Source organism: Roseovarius atlanticus, from assembly GCF_001441615.1.
GTDB lineage: Bacteria > Pseudomonadota > Alphaproteobacteria > Rhodobacterales > Rhodobacteraceae > Roseovarius > Roseovarius atlanticus.
Map to the genome: position 1 here is coordinate 325,583 of NZ_LAXJ01000003.1, position 15,837 is coordinate 341,419.

The following is a 15,837-nucleotide window of genomic DNA, read 5'->3' on the forward strand; positions in this document are numbered from 1 at the left end:
GGGCTGGTGTATGCGGCGGGCCATGTCAGAGTACGACCCGCCGATGACCCCGCTTGAGGTGCTGCACGAGGATCACGAGATCCTTGTGGTGGCCAAGCCATCCGGCCTGCTGAGCGTGCCGGGCAAGGTCGAACACCTGGCCGATTGCCTGCTGGCGCGTGTGCAGGAGGCGTTTCCCATGGCGCTGCTGGTGCATCGGCTGGATCGGGACACGTCGGGCGTGATGGTGTTTGCGCTCTCGCCCCACGCGCAGCGGCACCTGGGCCTGCAATTCGAAAAGCGGCAGGTGAAGAAGATCTACACCGCGCGGGTCTGGGGCCGGGTCGGGGAGCGGACGGGGACGGTGGATCTGCCGCTTATCGTGGACTGGCCGAACCGGCCCCGGCAGAAGGTGTGCTTTGAGACCGGCAAGGCGGCGGTGACGGACTGGCGCGTGCAGCGGTACGGCGAGGGCGAGACCCGGATGCGGCTGATGCCGAAGACTGGGCGCAGCCACCAGCTGCGGGTGCATATGCAGGCCTTGGGCCATCCGATTTTGGGCGATCCGTTCTATGCCGAGGGCGCGGCGCTGGAACATGAGCGCCTGATGCTGCATTCCGAGGAGTTGCGGCTGCGGCACCCGGATGGCGGGGCTGGGATGGTGTTTCGCCAGAAGGCGCCGTTCTGAAGCGGGCGGTGCGCTTGGATCGGGCCATTGGTCTTGAGTATTTTTAGAACAGTGAACGTTATGCGCGCAGCACGCGGTCGGTGAGGTTGAGGCGCTGCGTGATGATGGGTTTCAGCGTGGCGGCGAGATCTGAATCGTCGGCCTTTAGCTGCTCCAGTTCGTCGAGGCGATTGGTGGCGATGAGGGTGAGCGCATCGAGGCGGGGCGTGCCGTCGGGGTGGCGGGGGAGCGCGGCAACGGTCTGGATGTGTTCGGGTTTGGGCGTGGGGGCCAGTTTGGTCACTTCCGCGTTGCTAAGTGAGGTTTCGACAAAGGCGTAGAGGCCGACTCCCTTGGCGGGCAGGGCGAAGGTGCAAAGGGCGATGTCGGTGATCTGCGGGTGATCGAGCAGGGCCTTGCGCAGGGCGGGGCCGTCACGTTCCAGCCGGTCCTCGGTGCCTTCGCCGTCGGACCAGTTCATCAGGCGGCGCGTGATGAAATTGTAGAGCCGCTTGCCGGTGGCCATCCAGAGGCGCGAGGGCAGGGATTTCTGTGCCAGCATTTTATGTTCGGAGGGCGTGAGCAGGCCGGGTGCATAGGCGCGTTTCTGTTTCAGCAGGTGGCGCAGGTCCTCGCGGGCCTTGAGGCGGAAGAGCTTGCCGCGCCGGGGGTGGACCGAGGCGAGCTGAAAGTCGATGACGGCGGCGCGGCCCTCGGGCGTCATCAGCCAGTTCTGGGGCTTGGCGATGTCGTTGTGGGTGACGCCGGCGCGGCGCATTTCGCGCAGGAGGCGCTTGGCGTCGCGGTACCAGTCCGGGTCGGACGGCTTGGCCAGTTGGAGCGGCGTGCCTTGGGTCCAGCTGCGCAGGAGGCCCACATGGTCGGCGCGGAGCAGCGTTGGGCAGCCCTCGATCCCCTGCACGGCGCGCAAGCCTCGGGTTTCGCGGGCGGCGAGCCAGCGCGAGAGCGGGCGGGCGTAGAGCGGGACGGTGTCGAGCTTGCGCAGGACGACGGCGATGTCGGGGTGGCCTTTGAGATGGCCGGAAATGGTTTCCGAGAAGATATCGCGCTTGTGCACGGTCTCGGGCACGAAGGCGGCTTGCGCGATATCGGGGGTGATTTCCATGTGGGGTGTGTAGTGGGTTTCGCCGTGTGGGGGAAGGTGGGGTGGAACCCCACCCTACAGGCGTGTCCAATGGTCGGGGATGAGATCGGGGTTGGAGAGTTTGGGGTCGGTGAACCACGTTTCGGGCGCCACCACGATCTTGTCAGGATTGGGATTCAGCCAGGCGGCCCACCACGAGAAGGTGGAATTGGCGATGACGTTATGGGCGCAGAGGGTTTGCAGGTGCAGGTCGAAATGGCCGGTGGTCTCGTCATTGAGGTCGACCACCACGGTGTCAAAACCGAGCGCGAGGTTGTCGCGGGCCCAGGCAGGATCGTTGGAGAAGACGAAGCAGGTGGGCGCGGTGCCTGTCGTGTCGGCGATGTGTCGGGCGGCGCTGCGATAATAGTCGGGCGTCATGGCGGCATAGGCGCCGGTGGCGATGTAGTCGCCGCGCCGGACGTGAAGCGCGACGGGATTGGCGGCCCCAATGATGCGGGCGGCCATGTCGGCGTTGGGAGTGTCGAGCGGGGTGGTGAAGGTAAGGTCGTTGCGGATCCGGTCGGCGATGTCGGCGAAATAGCGTTCGGATTGCCAGTAGCCGTGCAGGTAGGTATCGGGCGGCAGGTCCAGAAACGCGGGGTCGAAGCCGAGAGTCTTTTCCCGGTAGATCCTGGGCGACGTGCCGAAGGCGCGCCACAGGCCGTAGCGCAGCCAGCCGTCGGATTTGGCCGGCGGCAGGGGACCTTGCCGGGTGAAGCGGGCATTGGCGTAATGCGCGAAGCAGTCACCGCGGTCGGCGGAGCCCGCCACGTAGCGGTTGTCGACCTGAAGCTCGCAGCAAAGCTTGTCCGCCAGCGCCCGGGCGGCGGCATACTGGAACATCTGGTTGCCGGCGCCGCCGAAGAGGCGGGTGATGATGCGGTCAGTCGTCATTACCCCTTGTCCTGCGCGAAGCCGCCCCCGGTGGGGGCGGTGCTGTGGCGCGACAGGCGCGCGACACCGGCGCGATAGCGGGTGCGGTGAAACTCGCGCATGAGCTTTTCCGTCCAGGGCTTGTCACCGGACTGGATGGTGGAGCCGTCCAGGTCCTCGCCGATATCGGCGAGGCCCGAAGGGTAGATTACGGCCGGGCGTAGGCCGGTGTGCCAGTGCGATTGGATGAGCGTGTCGACGGGGCGGTCGAACGGGTCGGACAGCGCCAGAAGGTGGGCGGCGGCGGTGCGGCTGACCATCTGGCCGGTGGTGCGCAGACCGGCCTGTTGCGGGACCACCAGGCGGCAATCGCCGGAGGTGTCGACGAGGTGCGACGGACCCTTGGGCGCGCGGGTCTGGAACTGGATATAGCCCAGCTTGCCGATATGGGTACGGGCGAGGTTGAAAGCGGCATGAAATGTGTCGGGGTCGATCTCGGCGTCGTCTTCGAGGATCAGGGCGGCGTCCGCGTCGCGCATCTGAAGCTCGGCCCAGATCTGGCGGTGCGACAGTGTGCAGCCGATCTCGCCCGCCTTGAGGGGGAAGGGATAGGCGGGGTCGAACAATGCGGCCCCGACGCTGGCGGACAAATCGGTGGAGGACATGGCGGAGCCATCGACGGCAGGCCAGATTTCGCCTTTCGTGCCGCCGATTTCGCGGGCGTCGGCCAAAAGCGCCTGCGCGTTGTCTCGCCGGGCCGAGGCCCGGACGAGATGCAACACGAAGACGTGGACCTCCATCGTCGTCAGGCGCCTTCGGTCCAGCCGGAGACGGCCTTGACCTCGAGGAAGTCCTCGAGCCCCCATCTGCCGCCTTCGCGCCCGTTGCCGGACTGTTTCATGCCGCCGAAGGGCGAGCCGAGGCCCCGGCTTTGGCCGTTCATTTCCACCATGCCCGAGCGCAGGGCGCGGGCGCAGCGATTGGCGCGGGCCGGATCTTGCGTCTGGACGTAGTTCGTCAGGCCGTAGGGCGTGTCATTTGCGATCCGGATGCCGTCCTCTTCGGTTTCAAAGGGGATGATGGACAGGACCGGGCCGAAGATTTCCTCGCGCGCGATGGTCATGTCGTTGTTCACATCAGCGAAGATCGTCGGCTTGACGAAAAAGCCGCGATTGAGACCGTCGGGGCGGCCGGTGCCTCCGGTGACAAGGCGCGCGCCTTCGTCGATGCCTTTCTGGATCAGGTCCTGGATCTTGTTGAACTGGGTCTCGTTCACCACGGGGCCCATGTGGCGGCCTTCGTCAGACGCGGGGCCGACGGTGACCTTGCCCGCCGTCTCGGCGGCGGTCTCGACCGCTTGGTCGTAGATGTCGCGCTGCACCAGCATCCGGGTCGGCGCGTTACAGGACTGGCCGGTGTTGTTCATGCAGTGCAGGACGCCGCGCTTGACGGCCTTTTCATCGGCATCGGCAAAGATGAGGTTGGCGCCCTTGCCGCCAAGCTCCAGCGAAACGCGCTTGAGCGTGTCGGCGGCGTTCTTGGAGATGAGTTTGCCGGCGCGCGAGGAGCCGGTGAAGGACACCATGTCGACGTCCGGGTGGCCGGTGAGCGCCGTGCCCGCGCCCGCGCCGTCGCCGTTGACGAGGTTGAAGACGCCCTTCGGAAAGCCTGCCTCGTCGATCATCTCGGCGAAGAGCAGGGCCGAGAGGGGCGATTCCTCGGACGGTTTGAGGATCATTGTGCAGCCAGCCAGAAGACCCGCGATGACCTTGAGCGAGATCTGGTTCATCGGCCAGTTCCAGGGCGTGATCATGGTGACCACGCCCACCGCCTCGTGAATGATACGGTCATTGGGGGCGTGGTCGCCCAGAGGTTCGATCCAGTCGAATTCCGACGCGGCCTTGAGGATGGCGTCCATGTGGGACGAGCCGGCGCCGACCTGTTGGGCGCGGGCAAGGTCGATGGGGGCGCCCATTTCCATGCTGATGGCCTTGGCCATGTCCTCGGCGCGGGATTTGTAGATCTCGCGCAGTTTCTCGACCAGGGCCATGCGCTCGGCCACGGGGGTTGCCATCCAGCCGGGAAAGGCGGCTTTGGCGGCGGCGACGGCGGCGTCGCAATCGGCCTCACCGGCCAGCGAGATCACCGCGCAGGGGTCTTCGGTCGAGGGGTCGATGACCTGGTGGTCGGTGCCCGCAATCGGGTCGACCCAGGCCCCGTCGATGTAGAACTGTTTCTTCTCGATCATTGCTTTTCCTTTCGTACCGGGCCGTCCGCCTGGCATTTGCCGCGCAGATGACCATAGGGGGCGGGACGCCGCAAGAGGTGGGTGTTGTTTTCACCGTCGCCTTCTTATGTTGAGGCCAGAGGTTAGATTTTCAACACGAAGGAGATGCCTGATGGCACTGCGGATCAACGACACCATTCCCGACCTGAAAGTAAACACTGACCAGGGCGAATTCAGCCTGCATGACTGGATCGGCGACAGCTGGGCGATCCTGTTCTCGCATCCCAAGGATTTCACGCCGGTGTGCACCACCGAGTTCGGCGCCGTCGCGCGGCTGGCCGACGAGTGGGAAAAACGCGGCACCAAGGTGATCGGCGTCAGCGTTGACGGCGTGGAGGACCACAAGAAATGGAAGGGCGACATCGAGACCGCCGGTGGCGCCAAGCCGGGCTTTCCGATCATCGCCGATGATGGCCTGGAAGTGTCCAAGGCCTTCGACATGCTGCCTGCCGAGGCCTATCTGCCTGACGGCCGCACACCCGCCGACAGCGCCACGGTGCGTTCGGTCTTCATCATCGGGCCGGACAAGCAGCTGAAGCTGACCATGACCTACCCGATGACCGTGGGGCGCAACTTTGGCGAGGTGCTGCGCGCGCTCGACGCGTTGCAGACCAGCGCCGGGCAGGGTGTGGCGACGCCCGCCGACTGGACCGTGGGGCAGGACGTGGTGATCCCCACCTCGGTCAGCGACGAGGACGCGAAGGCCAAGTTCGGTGAGTTCAACACCGTGCTGCCCTACCTGCGGATGGCGAAACTGCCGGGCTGATCCGGTCGGGCGCTATTAAAATGTGCGGTTGCGCCGCGCAGGATATTGGGTCGGAGGGGCGCTGCCCCTCCGGTCGAAACCGGGGTTTCGACCTCCTCCCCGGGATATTTACGGCCAGAGGAAGAGGGGCCTGTCGGGCGGTCATTCCGGTCAGCGCGTAAAGCTTTGCGCCCCGTCGGGCTGGGCGATGCCCGAGCGCACGTCGCGGCGCAGGCGCAGGCCGCAGCGTTCGATCATCCGGCAGGAGGCAAGGTTGGTGGTGCGCGCGAATTGCTGCACCCGCTCGGCGCCGAGATCGTCCACCGCCGCGCGCAGGGCAAGGGCATTGACCCGGACGCCGATGCCGCGTTTGCGCTGATCCTCGTGCACCGCCACGAGCCCGGTCCAGGCGGTGGCGTGATGCGGGCCATGGGCGTTGTAGGGAAAGTAGGCAAAGGCGGTGGCAGCGATGGCGCCGTCTGCCGGGTCGGTGAGCACGGCGAGCGCGGCAGGTCCCGTCTGACCCGAGAGCACCTGCGCCGGGTAGGGCGCGATGCCGCAGCGGGCGATGAAATCCTGCACCTTTTCGAAGAACGCAAGATCGTCGGGACCGGATGGCGCGGCCGGCACCAGATCGTCGCGCGCCTGACCGAGCGCGTCGTCGCAGGCGGCCCGGATACCGTCGCGCGGGCCGTCGAACACGTCCCACCAGCTTATGGTGCAGCCGATCTCGGCCAGGCGGCGCTCGATTTCAGGGCAGTCTTCCGTCGGGGTCATGCGAAAGGTGATCGCACCCTGGTCGTGCAGGATTTGCTCGATCCTGTCCCAGCCGAACCGGTCGGGGTCGTCCGTGCCGGCCATGCGGGCGGCAAAAACCGCGCCGGGTGTGTCGCGCAGCGTGTCCGCTGCCGCCAGTGTCGCCGCCTGCAGCTTTTGTTGGGCGGCGCTGCCGTAAAGGCCATTCATGGTGCCGGTCATGTGGTCCCCTTCGTAACTCGCCCGTGATCACTTTAGCACAAAAGTGGCAGATCGGTATCGCCCGCGCGCTTGGCGCGGCGGCGGATGCCTGGCCTGTCGGTTATGGACAGGGCGCTGTTTTTGCGCGACATAACCCGTCATGACGAAACGAGACCCTTTCGAAATCGGCGGTCAGGTGGTGAAGGCCGGCGCGCGTGAGACGGTGGACGTGCCAGTGAGCACATTGTCGGACCATACGCCGGTGAGCCTGGCCGTGCATGTCATTCACGGGCGGCGGCCCGGGCCGGTGTTGTTCGTGTCTGCGGCGATCCATGGCGACGAGGTGATCGGGGTCGAGATCGTGCGACGGCTGTTGCGGGCCGCGCCCCTGAAGGGAATGGCGGGCACGCTGCTGGCGGTGCCGATCGTCAACGGCTTCGGGTTTCACAACCATTCGCGGTATCTGCCCGATCGGCGCGACCTGAACCGGTGTTTCCCGGGCGGCGCGGAAGGCAGCATGGCCTCGCGGCTGGCGCATATCTTCATGGAGGAGGTGGTGCGGCGCGCGGATGTGGGGATCGACCTGCATTCGGCGGCGATTCACCGCACGAACCTGCCGCAGATTCGGCTGACGCCGGGCAACGAGCGGCTGAAATCGCTGGGCGAGGCGTTCGGCGCGCCGGTGATGATGACCTCGAAGCTGCGCGAAGGCAGCCTGCGGCTGGCCGCCGAGGATGAGGGCGTGGATGTCCTGCTGTACGAAGGCGGCGAGGCACTGCGGTTCGACGAGTTGGCGGTGCGGGCCGGGGTGAGCGGCTGTCTGCGGGTGATGCGGCGGTTGGGCATGATCGGGGCCAAGGGTGTGCCGAAGCGGCGCAGCGTGCCGGTGGTGGCGAACACGTCGCACTGGTACCGGGCGCCGGTGGGCGGGGTCTTTCGCGGGTACAAGGCAATCGGCGACGCGGTGGAGCCGGGCACGGTGCTGGGTGCTGTCAGCGACCCCATGGGCCAGACCGACCGGGAGGTGATCTGCGAGGAGATGGGCATCGTGATCGGGCGGTCAAACATGCCTGCCGTATACGAGGGCGAGGCGCTGTTTCACATTGCCGCGACGCCAAGGGCGGAACATGCCGCGGAGGGCGCGGCGGCGTACATGGACGCCGCCCCGCTTTACGACGAGGACGAGATCATCTGAGTTGGTGGACTCAGGTCGTGTGCTCGCGGTTCTGCGGCAGCAGGAAGATCGAGGTGGCCAGCAGGCTGAACACCAGCTCGTAGACCTCCCATTTGCGCGAGACGTCGATGGCGGCGATCACGAGGCTGGCGGCGACGGCCAGGACCGCGTGACGGGTGCCGGGGACCGGGGCCGCGATGCGGTCGAGCGTGCGTTTGATCCAGCCGACGCGCGGGTAGAGCAGGGGCAGGACGGCGAGGTAGATCAGCAGGATCAGCGTCAGGATCGGGCCGAAGAGCGTCTTGGCCAGGTGGAAATCGCCCCAGGGCGTGGGCACGATCAGGTTGTGCAGGTTGGTTTCCTGCTGCTTGTTGATCTCCTGGAACGTCTCGCCGGTTTCCCACCCGAAGATGCGCTGGCCCCAGGAAATTTCCTCGCCCGCGGCGAAGAAGAACAGGAGGGCGTAGAAGAGGGTGCAGGCGAGGGCGAGACTGGCGCCGCGTGCCTTTAGCGACCGTGCGTTCATCATGAGGACGAGGCTGGCCACGAAGAGGAAGATCGCGGTGCCGTACTCGACATAGCCGTCTTCGCGCGCATAGGTCAGCGAGAAGAAGTCGGTGCTGTAGAAATAGATGCCAACCGTGAGGACCAGCACGGCGACGATGACGCCGAGCAGAATTTTGTCGATTGTCCGGATCGTGGAAAGGGTCATGGGGCGCGTGCCTCTCGCGAAAGATTTGGCGCGGAGATATGCGAGGCGCGGAGGCGCATCAAGCGCAAAGCCTTTTCGCGTGGCGGAGACCCGCGCGGATCAGGCGTTGACGCGCTCAGGCCCGCCTGTGCTCATGGAGGTGCCGATATAGGGTTTGCCGGCCTCTTTCCAGGCACCGAAGCCGCCCTCCATATGGGCGATGCGGTCAATGCCGGCCTCGATGCAGGCACGGGCCATCTTTTCGGACCGGACGCCGGAGCCGCAATGTAAAACGATGCGCTTGTCGGACTGGCCGGGCAGTTTATGCGCGTCGAAGAACGGCATGGGCAAGAGCAGCGCGCCCTCGATATGCTGGAAGGCGTATTCGGGGATGGTGCGGACGTCGATCAGGACGATCTTGTTCGCGGCGAAAGCGTCGGCCACTTCTTCGGTGGTCCAGGTCTCGAAGTTGGCAGTGCCGATGGTTTCGGTTTTCATGGGATGGCCTTTCCTGCGCTTGGCATTCGGGGGAGAAACTATGGCGTTGCGACATGGGTTTCCAGAGCGGTCCGATATCGTGCGCGGCGGGACACGCCGGATCGTGAGAAAAGCACGGTCGGCGGCACCTATCGTGGCAGACACGCCTAGCAGAATCGGACGTGGTCATGCTAGGTATTGCGGTATGAACGAAATCAGCCCCAATATAAGCCAGGATCGGCCTGTCATTCGGCAGTTGGACGAGACGGCCATCAACCGGATCGCCGCCGGAGAAGTGGTTGAGCGTCCGGCCTCTGCGGTGAAGGAGCTGGTGGAGAATGCGCTGGATGCCGGTGCGGGGCGGATCGAGGTGGATATCGCCGATGGCGGCAAGACGCTGATCCGGGTGCGCGACGATGGCTGCGGGATGACCGGGGACGAGCTGCCGCTGGCGCTGAGCCGGCACGCGACGTCGAAGATTGATGGGTCGGACCTTTTGAACATCCATTCTTTCGGGTTTCGGGGCGAGGCGCTGCCCAGCCTGGGGTCGGTGGGGCGGCTGACGATCACCAGTCGGGCGCAGGGTTTTGATGGCGTCGAGATCACGGTGGCGGGGGGCAGGATCGGTGCGGTGAAGCCCGCTGCGCTGAACCGGGGCACGGTGGTGGAGCTGCGGGATCTTTTCTATGCCACGCCCGCGCGGTTAAAATTCATGCGCACCGACCGGGCCGAGGCGCAGGCAGTGTGCGATGTGATCAAGCGGCTGGCGATGGCCGAGCCGTTTGTCAGCTTTACCCTGCGCGACGTTAGCGAGGGGCGCGAGCCGCGCACTGTCTTTCGCGCCGATGCCGAGACGGGCGACCTGTTCGATGCGCTGCATGGGCGATTGAGCCAGGTGCTGGGACGGGAGTTCGCCGAGAACGCGCTGCGGATCGAGGCCGAGCGCGAGGGGATCGCGATGACGGGCTATGCTGCGCTGCCGACCTATTCGCGGGGGTCGAGCGTGGCGCAGTACCTGTTCGTCAACGGGCGGCCGGTGCGGGACAAGATGCTCTATGGCGCGCTGCGGGCGGCGTATCATGACTTCCTCAGTCGGGACCGGCATCCGGCGGCGGCGCTGTTCCTGGAATGCGACCCGAAACTGGTGGATGTGAACGTGCATCCGGCGAAATCCGAGGTGCGGTTCCGCGATCCGGGCGTGGCGCGGGGGCTGCTGGTGTCGGGGCTGCGCCATGCGCTGGCGGAGGCAGGGCACCGAGCGTCGACCACCGTGGCGGGCGCGACGCTGGGCGCGATGCGGCCCGAGCCGGTGCCGCAGGCGGGCGGCGCACGGGTGTACCAGATGGACCGGCCCGGGGCGGCGGCGCGGGCGACGAGTTACCAGATGCAGGCGCCGGAGGCGGGCTTTGCCGAGATGCAGAGCGCATATTCCGGCCGGGTTGAGCCGGAGGTTGAGGAGAGGTCCGACGAGGCGGTCACGCCGCAATCGCTGCCGCTGGGGGCGGCGCGGGCGCAGGTGCACGAGAATTACATCGTGGCGCAGACCGAGACCGGCATGGTGATCGTCGATCAGCACGCAGCGCATGAGCGGCTGGTCTATGAGAAACTGAAGCGGCAGATGGCCGAGACTGGTGTTGCCAGCCAGGCGCTGTTGATCCCCGAGATCGTGGAATTGAGCAGTGGCGAGGCGGGTATTCTGCTGGACATGGCCGAGGAGCTGGCGCGGTTGGGGCTGGTGATCGAGGCGTTCGGGCCGGGCAGCATCGCGGTGCGCGAGACGCCGGCGATCCTGGGGCCGTGCGACGCGGGCAAGATGCTGCGCGACGTGCTGGACGAGTTGGCCGATATGGGTGAGAGCCTGAACGTTCAGGCGAAGATCGAGGCGATCCTGAGCCGCGTCGCGTGTCATAGCTCGATCCGGTCGGGGCGACGGATGAGCGGGGAAGAGATGAACGCGCTGTTGCGCGAGATGGAGGCGACGCCGCATTCGGGGCAGTGCAACCACGGACGGCCCACTTACGTGGAGCTGAAACTGAGCGATATCGAGCGGCTGTTCGGGCGAACATGATTACGATTGGCGAGACAGTCTATCAGTTGGACGATCCTCTGGTGATGGCGGCACTGGCGGCGGGGGCCGTGGTGCTGTTGATCCTGCTGCTGGTCATCCTCGCGCTGCGAGCGGCGGCGCGGACGGCGCGGGCGACGGAGCCGCTGGCACAGCAATTGGGGCATCTGGGGCAAAACGTGCAGAGCCTGGCCAACGGGCAGGAGGGCCTGCGCAGTTCGATCCAGATGGTCAGTGATACGGCCACCAGCGGGCAGACTCAGCTGGCGCAGATGGTGGAACAGCGGCTGGCGGGGGTGCAGCAGCAGATGCAGGACCGGCTGGCGGACAACGCGATGCGCAGCCAGAGGGCGCTGACCGAGATGCAGGAGCGGATGCGCGAGACGCTGCACGGCTCGTCCAAGCAGACCGCGACCAGCCTGACCGCCTTGCAGGAGCGCCTGTCGGCCATCGACAAGGCGCAGGACAATATCACGAAGCTGTCGGGCGACGTGCTGTCGCTGCAGGATATCCTGTCGAACAAGCAGACGCGCGGGGCGTTCGGCGAGATCCAGTTGACCGATATCGTCACCAAGGCGATGCCGTCGGACAGCTATTCTCTGCAGGCGACGCTGTCGAACGGGCGGCGGGCGGATTGCCTGATCCATCTGCCGAACCCGCCGGGGCCGATTGCGATAGACAGCAAGTTCCCGCTGGAAGCCTACGAGGCGCTGCGCAACGCCAAGAGCGATCACGAGGTGAACGAGGCGGCGAAGTTCCTGCGGACCTCGGTAAAGAAGCACATCCGGGATATTTCCGAAAAGTACATTCTGGATGGCGAGACCGCGGATGGCGCGCTGATGTTCCTGCCGTCCGAGGCGGTCTATGCCGAGTTGCACGCCAATTTCCCGGAACTGGTGCGCGAGGGGTTCGCCCAGAAGGTCTGGATCGTGTCGCCCACCACCTGCATGGCGACGCTGAACACGATGCGCGCAATCCTGAAGGACGCGCGGATGCGCGAACAGGCGGGGGCCATTCGAAAAATGCTGGGGCAGTTGCACCGCGACGTGGAACTGGTGCTGGAACGCGCGGGCAAGCTGGAGACGCATTTCGACCAGGCGCGGCGGGATGTGGAAGGGATTTCCACGGCGGCCGAGCGTGCGGGCAAGCGCGCGGCGAAGCTGGACAATTTCGATTTCGAGGAACTGGCGCCGGAGGATCCGGTGAATGTGGTGAAGTTGGGCAAGGATGGGTGAACTGGCTGCGCAGTAGCGAAGGTCGGCTTATGCGTTCAATTGACTGGATGCCGCACCCTGCACATTCGGCAGCTGTGAGCGATAGGCCATAATTTGCGATGATTTGAGTGAAGATACGTCGTTACCTCGGAACCGGACTGCCGACACAAATCCTATGTAACGTATGCATCGCGGGCGGATGAAACTAATGACGGCTTCATGACTTTTGGTCTTTACATACAGGACCCGGGGAAAATACCGGGTAGAATGTTCAAACAAAAAAACTCCGTGCACGCACAGAGCTTGCGACCGTGCGCGTCCCAGACCAGATTGCCGCAAAAAATCTTGCAAGACCAAGATCATGTACTTACCAAGTTAGACATTTACTATCTTCGTTTGACCAACATCGATGGTGAGACGACAATTCCGTCGCCAATCAAGTGTTTCAAGGAATCTTTAGACGATGATTTTCAAAAATTCCCTTAGATCTATGCGCGCAAACCTCGCGCTTGCGCTTGACCCGCCGCGGTTCAAGCAGCGTCGGCTGATACGCGATGGCAATGCGCCAGTCGAAGAAAAAATAAACTTCGATGCCTACCCTCGGCCCCACTTCGCCTATGGCGTGCACCGCGCGGCCATGCAGGCCAAGGCGCTTGATATCGATGCGATCAGCGTGATCGAGTTTGGCTGTGCGGGCGGCAATGGGCTTTTGGCACTTGAAGCGATGGCGCTTGAAATAGGAAAAGATGTCGGTGTGCGCGTAGACGTTTATGGGTTTGATATCGGGGAAGGGTTGCCCAAGCCGCTTGACTACCGCGATCTGCCCTATGCGTGGAAGATGGAACAATTCAAGATGGACGTCCCGAAGCTGGAGGCGAGACTGACAACCGCCCAATTGGTGATAGGGGACGTTGCTGACACGGTCGAGCCGTTCGGTCAGCGGGAGGATCTGGCGCCTGTTGGGTTCATATCGTTTGACTTGGATTTTTATTCATCGACCATGGCGGCGTTCAAAATCTTTGATGCCGAAAGCACGAAGATGCTACCGCGCGTCTACTGCTATTTCGACGATATCATTGGCCCAGATAACGAACTGCATTGCGAGTACGTCGGAGAGTTGCTGGCAATAAAAGACTTCAACAAGTCGAAGTCGACCAAGAAGATCGCCCAGATCAACGGCCTGTCATGGAAGCGCTACATCCCGGCGCCATGGAATGACAGCATGTTCATCATGCATGCATTCGAGCACCCTCTTTATGGGGTATACATCGATACCAAGGTAGACATGGATCTTGCGCTTGAGCCCACCAGCTAGCCTCGCTGGCGAGGATAGGACACCACTGAACCTGCCTATTCCGAAAGAGCCCTACCGAAAGCTACGCCTTCTGCGGGCGCAAGCGTGCAGCGGTCGCAGAGACGCGTCCTTTGCAACTGGCTGTGGTGACGTCGGTCGTCGTGTTCGTTTCGATGCATCGAGACAAATATGCTGGTCTGGACCACGAGCAGAAGCTTGGCTGAGACGCCCCACGGTCCGCTCCGCTCGCAAAGAAGGCCTTCATGCATCTTGGGGTGAGCGACAGCCCAGTGCCGTCAGCGGCGATCGGTGGGTATCCCTGCGAACATCAAGTGTGAGCCCTTTGCGATATCGCTGATCTTTTGCCGCACGGAAATAACGCCGCAGGCCGCCGCGGGGCTTGTAACCCTGATGACAGCAATATCCCGCGAAGCGCCCCTACATCGTTTCCAGGCAATGCCGGCGGAAGGCGCGTTTGAGCATGTCGAGTTCTTCGCGCAGCAGCGTGACCTCGGCCCGGATATCGTAGGCCAGCGCATCGCCCGAGACGATGGAGAAGCTGCCGAGCGCCGCGCCGGTTTCGGTGTCGGAAATCAGGAAGGTCTGGACCCCGTCGGCGATGCGGTCGGCCGGGATGGGCACCCGCAGGACCCAGGCCTGCTCTTCGGGTTTCTCGACCACTTCGACCCCGGCAATGGTCTCTTGCAAATGCGTGACCGACACGTCCGGGCGGCGGTCGCCGGCGCCGGTGATGACCCCTTCCCAGACGCCTTCGAAGAGGCGCGTCTTGGTCAATGTCAGTTCTTGCATCCGGTGTCCTCCTAGAACTCCGCGCGTGGCCGGCGGCTGAAGGTCAGGTCGCGCAGGATGACCTGGCTCATCTGCGGGTTCTCGAAAATAAGGTCGATCCAGGCTCGTTCGATACGCTTTTCGTTTAGTTTCGAGTAGGCCAGATCGAATTCGACCATGATCTCTTCTTCGTGCAGCGGCAGTTCGCGCACGATCTGTTCGGTGTTGGGCCCGTGCTTGATGTTCAGGCGGGCGAAGATTTCCAGCGGTTTCTCCATCTCTACAATGGTGTCCATGCGAATGAGGTGACGCTGCTTCAGGCCCTGTACGGCGGCCTCGGGCAGGTCCAAGACCAGCGACAGAAAAGAGCCGTCGAAGCTGAACACATCCATGCGCAAACCAAAGGGCGCAAGGTCGGCTTCGCGCGTGTTGCGCAGCTGGCGCAGGGTGAGCTCGGAATGTTGACAGTCATGAAACAGTGTCAGCTCATGCCCCAGTTGCGTCTTGCTGAGGACCGAAGATCGGCCCGGCACTGCCAAAGGTTCGCGCCAGATCGCGGGACGCCAAGACCAGTCGGTGCCATGCGGCTTGGGAAAGGCGTGGGAGCCGATGATGGGCAATGCGAGGCGGTTGTCCGCGTGACTTATCAATTCGTTGAGATGATAACGCAATTTCCGCGCTTCGGAGCGTTCGGCGCGGAGCTGTTCCAGCGTCATCGACGTGGCGGCGCGCACGGTTTGCCGCCACCGCCGCAAGTCGCGCCGATGGGCGAGCCAATCCAGTCCTGAACGTTTCAGCCCCATATGCGTGGATCGTTTCCGGTTGGTCCTGCCACAGCCTGCCACTGAGACCTTTTCATAGCATTAACCCGACTTTGGAAACAATCCATTGATTGTCTTGGGTTACTTCGCACTGGCCCTCCGCAGGCTGCGGGCGAGGTCAGTGATGAAGCGTCGGCCTGATGCGCCGGCCAGGCTGCTGCCGGCGGGCGCATAGACCGCGAGACTGACGAGGTGGTCGTTGATGACCATGCCACCGCGCCAGTAGCGCGGGTCGCCTCCGGGCAGAGCCAGTTCGCCACCGGCATCAAGATGCACCAGCGCGAGTCCGTCGCCGTCGACTATGGCCAGCGGCTTTTTCGGGGCGGCGCTGGCGGCGATCGTGGCGGCAGAGGGCGGGGTGCGGCCCGGCTCGCGGATGGCCACGTTCACCACGATGAAGGCAAGCGGTACGGTAACGCCCGGTTCGCCGCTGAGCGATTCACAGCTGCCGAGAAAGACGAGGCGATTGGACGGTTGACGGCGGATGTTGTCCGCGTCGATGCAATAGCCACGGGGGCCGCGCACCACGACCGAGCCATCGTAGAGCGAAAGAGCCTGCACGACGTTTGGTTTGCCAGACGTTCCAAGCGTGGTCCCGTCGCAGCCCGCCAGCGGCCCGAGGGCCGCCAGCCAGATCAGGTGCAGATATCGCACGAG

16 protein-coding genes are annotated in these 15,837 nt (G+C 64.2%); 6 read left to right on the forward strand and 10 right to left on the reverse strand.

Annotated features, from left to right (window positions below; genetic code table 11):
• Positions 1 to 22: 22 nt before the first annotated feature.
• Positions 23 to 667 carry a pseudouridine synthase gene (locus tag XM53_RS04980; protein WP_057791276.1) on the forward strand — a complete coding sequence of 215 codons (645 nt, stop codon included), beginning with the start codon at positions 23 to 25 and terminating at the stop codon, positions 665 to 667.
• A 58-nt stretch (positions 668 to 725) separates the two neighbouring features.
• Here the strand turns inward: XM53_RS04980 and XM53_RS04985 are convergent, their stop codons facing one another.
• Genes XM53_RS04985 through XM53_RS05000 form a run of 4 tightly spaced genes read right to left on the reverse strand, consistent with a single transcriptional unit; the run spans position 726 to position 4,914 of the window.
• A complete protein-coding gene (locus tag XM53_RS04985) occupies positions 726 to 1,772 on the reverse strand; it encodes a phosphotransferase (protein ID WP_057790885.1) in 1,047 nt (348 codons plus the stop codon).
• Between the two features lie 54 nt (positions 1,773 to 1,826).
• Positions 1,827 to 2,687, reverse strand: a complete 861-nt coding sequence (locus tag XM53_RS04990) for an alpha-1,2-fucosyltransferase (RefSeq protein WP_057790887.1) — start codon at positions 2,685 to 2,687, stop codon at positions 1,827 to 1,829.
• A complete protein-coding gene (locus XM53_RS04995; protein ID WP_057790889.1) occupies positions 2,687 to 3,466 on the reverse strand; it encodes a glycosyltransferase family 25 protein in 780 nt (259 codons plus the stop codon). The genes XM53_RS04990 and XM53_RS04995 overlap by 1 nt, the downstream gene beginning before the upstream one ends.
• 5 nt (positions 3,467 to 3,471) lie before the next feature.
• Complete coding sequence (locus tag XM53_RS05000; protein WP_057790891.1) at positions 3,472 to 4,914, reverse strand: aldehyde dehydrogenase family protein; 1,443 nt, start codon at positions 4,912 to 4,914, stop codon at positions 3,472 to 3,474.
• A 151-nt stretch (positions 4,915 to 5,065) separates the two neighbouring features.
• Between XM53_RS05000 and XM53_RS05005 the strand changes: the two genes are divergently transcribed.
• Positions 5,066 to 5,719, forward strand: coding sequence for a peroxiredoxin (locus tag XM53_RS05005; RefSeq protein WP_057790893.1), 654 nt, complete (start codon positions 5,066 to 5,068; stop codon positions 5,717 to 5,719).
• Between the two features lie 150 nt (positions 5,720 to 5,869).
• Here the strand turns inward: XM53_RS05005 and XM53_RS05010 are convergent, their stop codons facing one another.
• Entirely contained in the window at positions 5,870 to 6,676 is an 807-nt protein-coding gene (locus tag XM53_RS05010) for a GNAT family N-acetyltransferase (RefSeq protein ID WP_057790895.1), read from the reverse strand.
• Between the two features lie 139 nt (positions 6,677 to 6,815).
• Here XM53_RS05010 and XM53_RS05015 point away from each other — a divergent pair, with 139 nt between their 5' ends.
• Positions 6,816 to 7,850 (forward strand): succinylglutamate desuccinylase/aspartoacylase family protein, encoded by a 1,035-nt coding sequence (locus XM53_RS05015; RefSeq protein ID WP_057790897.1) that lies wholly within the window; start codon positions 6,816 to 6,818, stop codon positions 7,848 to 7,850.
• A 10-nt stretch (positions 7,851 to 7,860) separates the two neighbouring features.
• On the opposite strand, the gene XM53_RS05020 is transcribed toward XM53_RS05015, so the two are convergent.
• Positions 7,861 to 8,541, reverse strand: a complete 681-nt coding sequence (locus tag XM53_RS05020; protein WP_057790899.1) for a hypothetical protein — start codon at positions 8,539 to 8,541, stop codon at positions 7,861 to 7,863.
• Between the two features lie 99 nt (positions 8,542 to 8,640).
• Positions 8,641 to 9,018 carry a rhodanese-like domain-containing protein gene (locus XM53_RS05025; RefSeq protein ID WP_057790901.1) on the reverse strand — a complete coding sequence of 126 codons (378 nt, stop codon included), beginning with the start codon at positions 9,016 to 9,018 and terminating at the stop codon, positions 8,641 to 8,643.
• A 184-nt stretch (positions 9,019 to 9,202) separates the two neighbouring features.
• On the opposite strand from XM53_RS05025, the gene mutL reads away from it, so the two are divergent.
• From mutL to XM53_RS05040, 3 genes are all read left to right on the forward strand, one after another.
• Positions 9,203 to 11,065, forward strand: coding sequence for a DNA mismatch repair endonuclease MutL (gene mutL, locus XM53_RS05030; protein WP_057790903.1), 1,863 nt, complete (start codon positions 9,203 to 9,205; stop codon positions 11,063 to 11,065).
• Positions 11,062 to 12,297, forward strand: a complete 1,236-nt coding sequence (locus XM53_RS05035) for a DNA recombination protein RmuC (protein ID WP_057790904.1) — start codon at positions 11,062 to 11,064, stop codon at positions 12,295 to 12,297. The genes mutL and XM53_RS05035 overlap by 4 nt, the downstream gene beginning before the upstream one ends.
• A gap of 442 nt (positions 12,298 to 12,739) precedes the next feature.
• Complete coding sequence (locus XM53_RS05040) at positions 12,740 to 13,591, forward strand: hypothetical protein (protein ID WP_057790907.1); 852 nt, start codon at positions 12,740 to 12,742, stop codon at positions 13,589 to 13,591.
• 417 nt (positions 13,592 to 14,008) lie between these two features.
• Here the strand turns inward: XM53_RS05040 and XM53_RS05045 are convergent, their stop codons facing one another.
• The 3 genes from XM53_RS05045 to XM53_RS05055 all read right to left on the reverse strand — a co-directional run bounded on the left by XM53_RS05045 (position 14,009) and on the right by XM53_RS05055 (position 15,834).
• Positions 14,009 to 14,380, reverse strand: coding sequence for a hypothetical protein (locus XM53_RS05045; RefSeq protein ID WP_057790909.1), 372 nt, complete (start codon positions 14,378 to 14,380; stop codon positions 14,009 to 14,011).
• Positions 14,381 to 14,391: 11 nt separating this feature from the next.
• Complete coding sequence (locus tag XM53_RS05050; protein ID WP_057790910.1) at positions 14,392 to 15,162, reverse strand: DUF6478 family protein; 771 nt, start codon at positions 15,160 to 15,162, stop codon at positions 14,392 to 14,394.
• Between the two features lie 99 nt (positions 15,163 to 15,261).
• Positions 15,262 to 15,834: a hypothetical protein gene (locus tag XM53_RS05055; RefSeq protein WP_082630749.1), complete on the reverse strand. Its 573-nt coding sequence runs from the start codon at positions 15,832 to 15,834 to the stop codon at positions 15,262 to 15,264.
• Between the last annotated feature and the right edge of the window lie 3 nt (positions 15,835 to 15,837).

What these genes read in the sequence shown, in the direction of transcription:
- XM53_RS05020 (WP_057790899.1), bottom strand. Translation starts at nt 8,541, where the DNA reads ATGACCCTTTCCACGATCCGGACAATCGACAAAATTCTGCTCGGCGTC.
- XM53_RS04985 (WP_057790885.1), bottom strand. Translation starts at nt 1,772, where the DNA reads ATGGAAATCACCCCCGATATCGCGCAAGCCGCCTTCGTGCCCGAGACC.
- XM53_RS04990 (WP_057790887.1), bottom strand. Translation starts at nt 2,687, where the DNA reads ATGACGACTGACCGCATCATCACCCGCCTCTTCGGCGGCGCCGGCAAC.
- XM53_RS05040 (WP_057790907.1), top strand. Translation starts at nt 12,740, where the DNA reads ATGATTTTCAAAAATTCCCTTAGATCTATGCGCGCAAACCTCGCGCTT.
- XM53_RS05010 (WP_057790895.1), bottom strand. Translation starts at nt 6,676, where the DNA reads ATGACCGGCACCATGAATGGCCTTTACGGCAGCGCCGCCCAACAAAAG.
- XM53_RS05035 (WP_057790904.1), top strand. Translation starts at nt 11,062, where the DNA reads ATGATTACGATTGGCGAGACAGTCTATCAGTTGGACGATCCTCTGGTG.
- XM53_RS05015 (WP_057790897.1), top strand. Translation starts at nt 6,816, where the DNA reads ATGACGAAACGAGACCCTTTCGAAATCGGCGGTCAGGTGGTGAAGGCC.
- XM53_RS04995 (WP_057790889.1), bottom strand. Translation starts at nt 3,466, where the DNA reads ATGGAGGTCCACGTCTTCGTGTTGCATCTCGTCCGGGCCTCGGCCCGG.
- XM53_RS05005 (WP_057790893.1), top strand. Translation starts at nt 5,066, where the DNA reads ATGGCACTGCGGATCAACGACACCATTCCCGACCTGAAAGTAAACACT.
- XM53_RS05000 (WP_057790891.1), bottom strand. Translation starts at nt 4,914, where the DNA reads ATGATCGAGAAGAAACAGTTCTACATCGACGGGGCCTGGGTCGACCCG.
- mutL (WP_057790903.1), top strand. Translation starts at nt 9,203, where the DNA reads ATGAACGAAATCAGCCCCAATATAAGCCAGGATCGGCCTGTCATTCGG.
- XM53_RS05025 (WP_057790901.1), bottom strand. Translation starts at nt 9,018, where the DNA reads ATGAAAACCGAAACCATCGGCACTGCCAACTTCGAGACCTGGACCACC.
- XM53_RS05050 (WP_057790910.1), bottom strand. Translation starts at nt 15,162, where the DNA reads ATGGGGCTGAAACGTTCAGGACTGGATTGGCTCGCCCATCGGCGCGAC.
- XM53_RS04980 (WP_057791276.1), top strand. Translation starts at nt 23, where the DNA reads ATGTCAGAGTACGACCCGCCGATGACCCCGCTTGAGGTGCTGCACGAG.
- XM53_RS05045 (WP_057790909.1), bottom strand. Translation starts at nt 14,380, where the DNA reads ATGCAAGAACTGACATTGACCAAGACGCGCCTCTTCGAAGGCGTCTGG.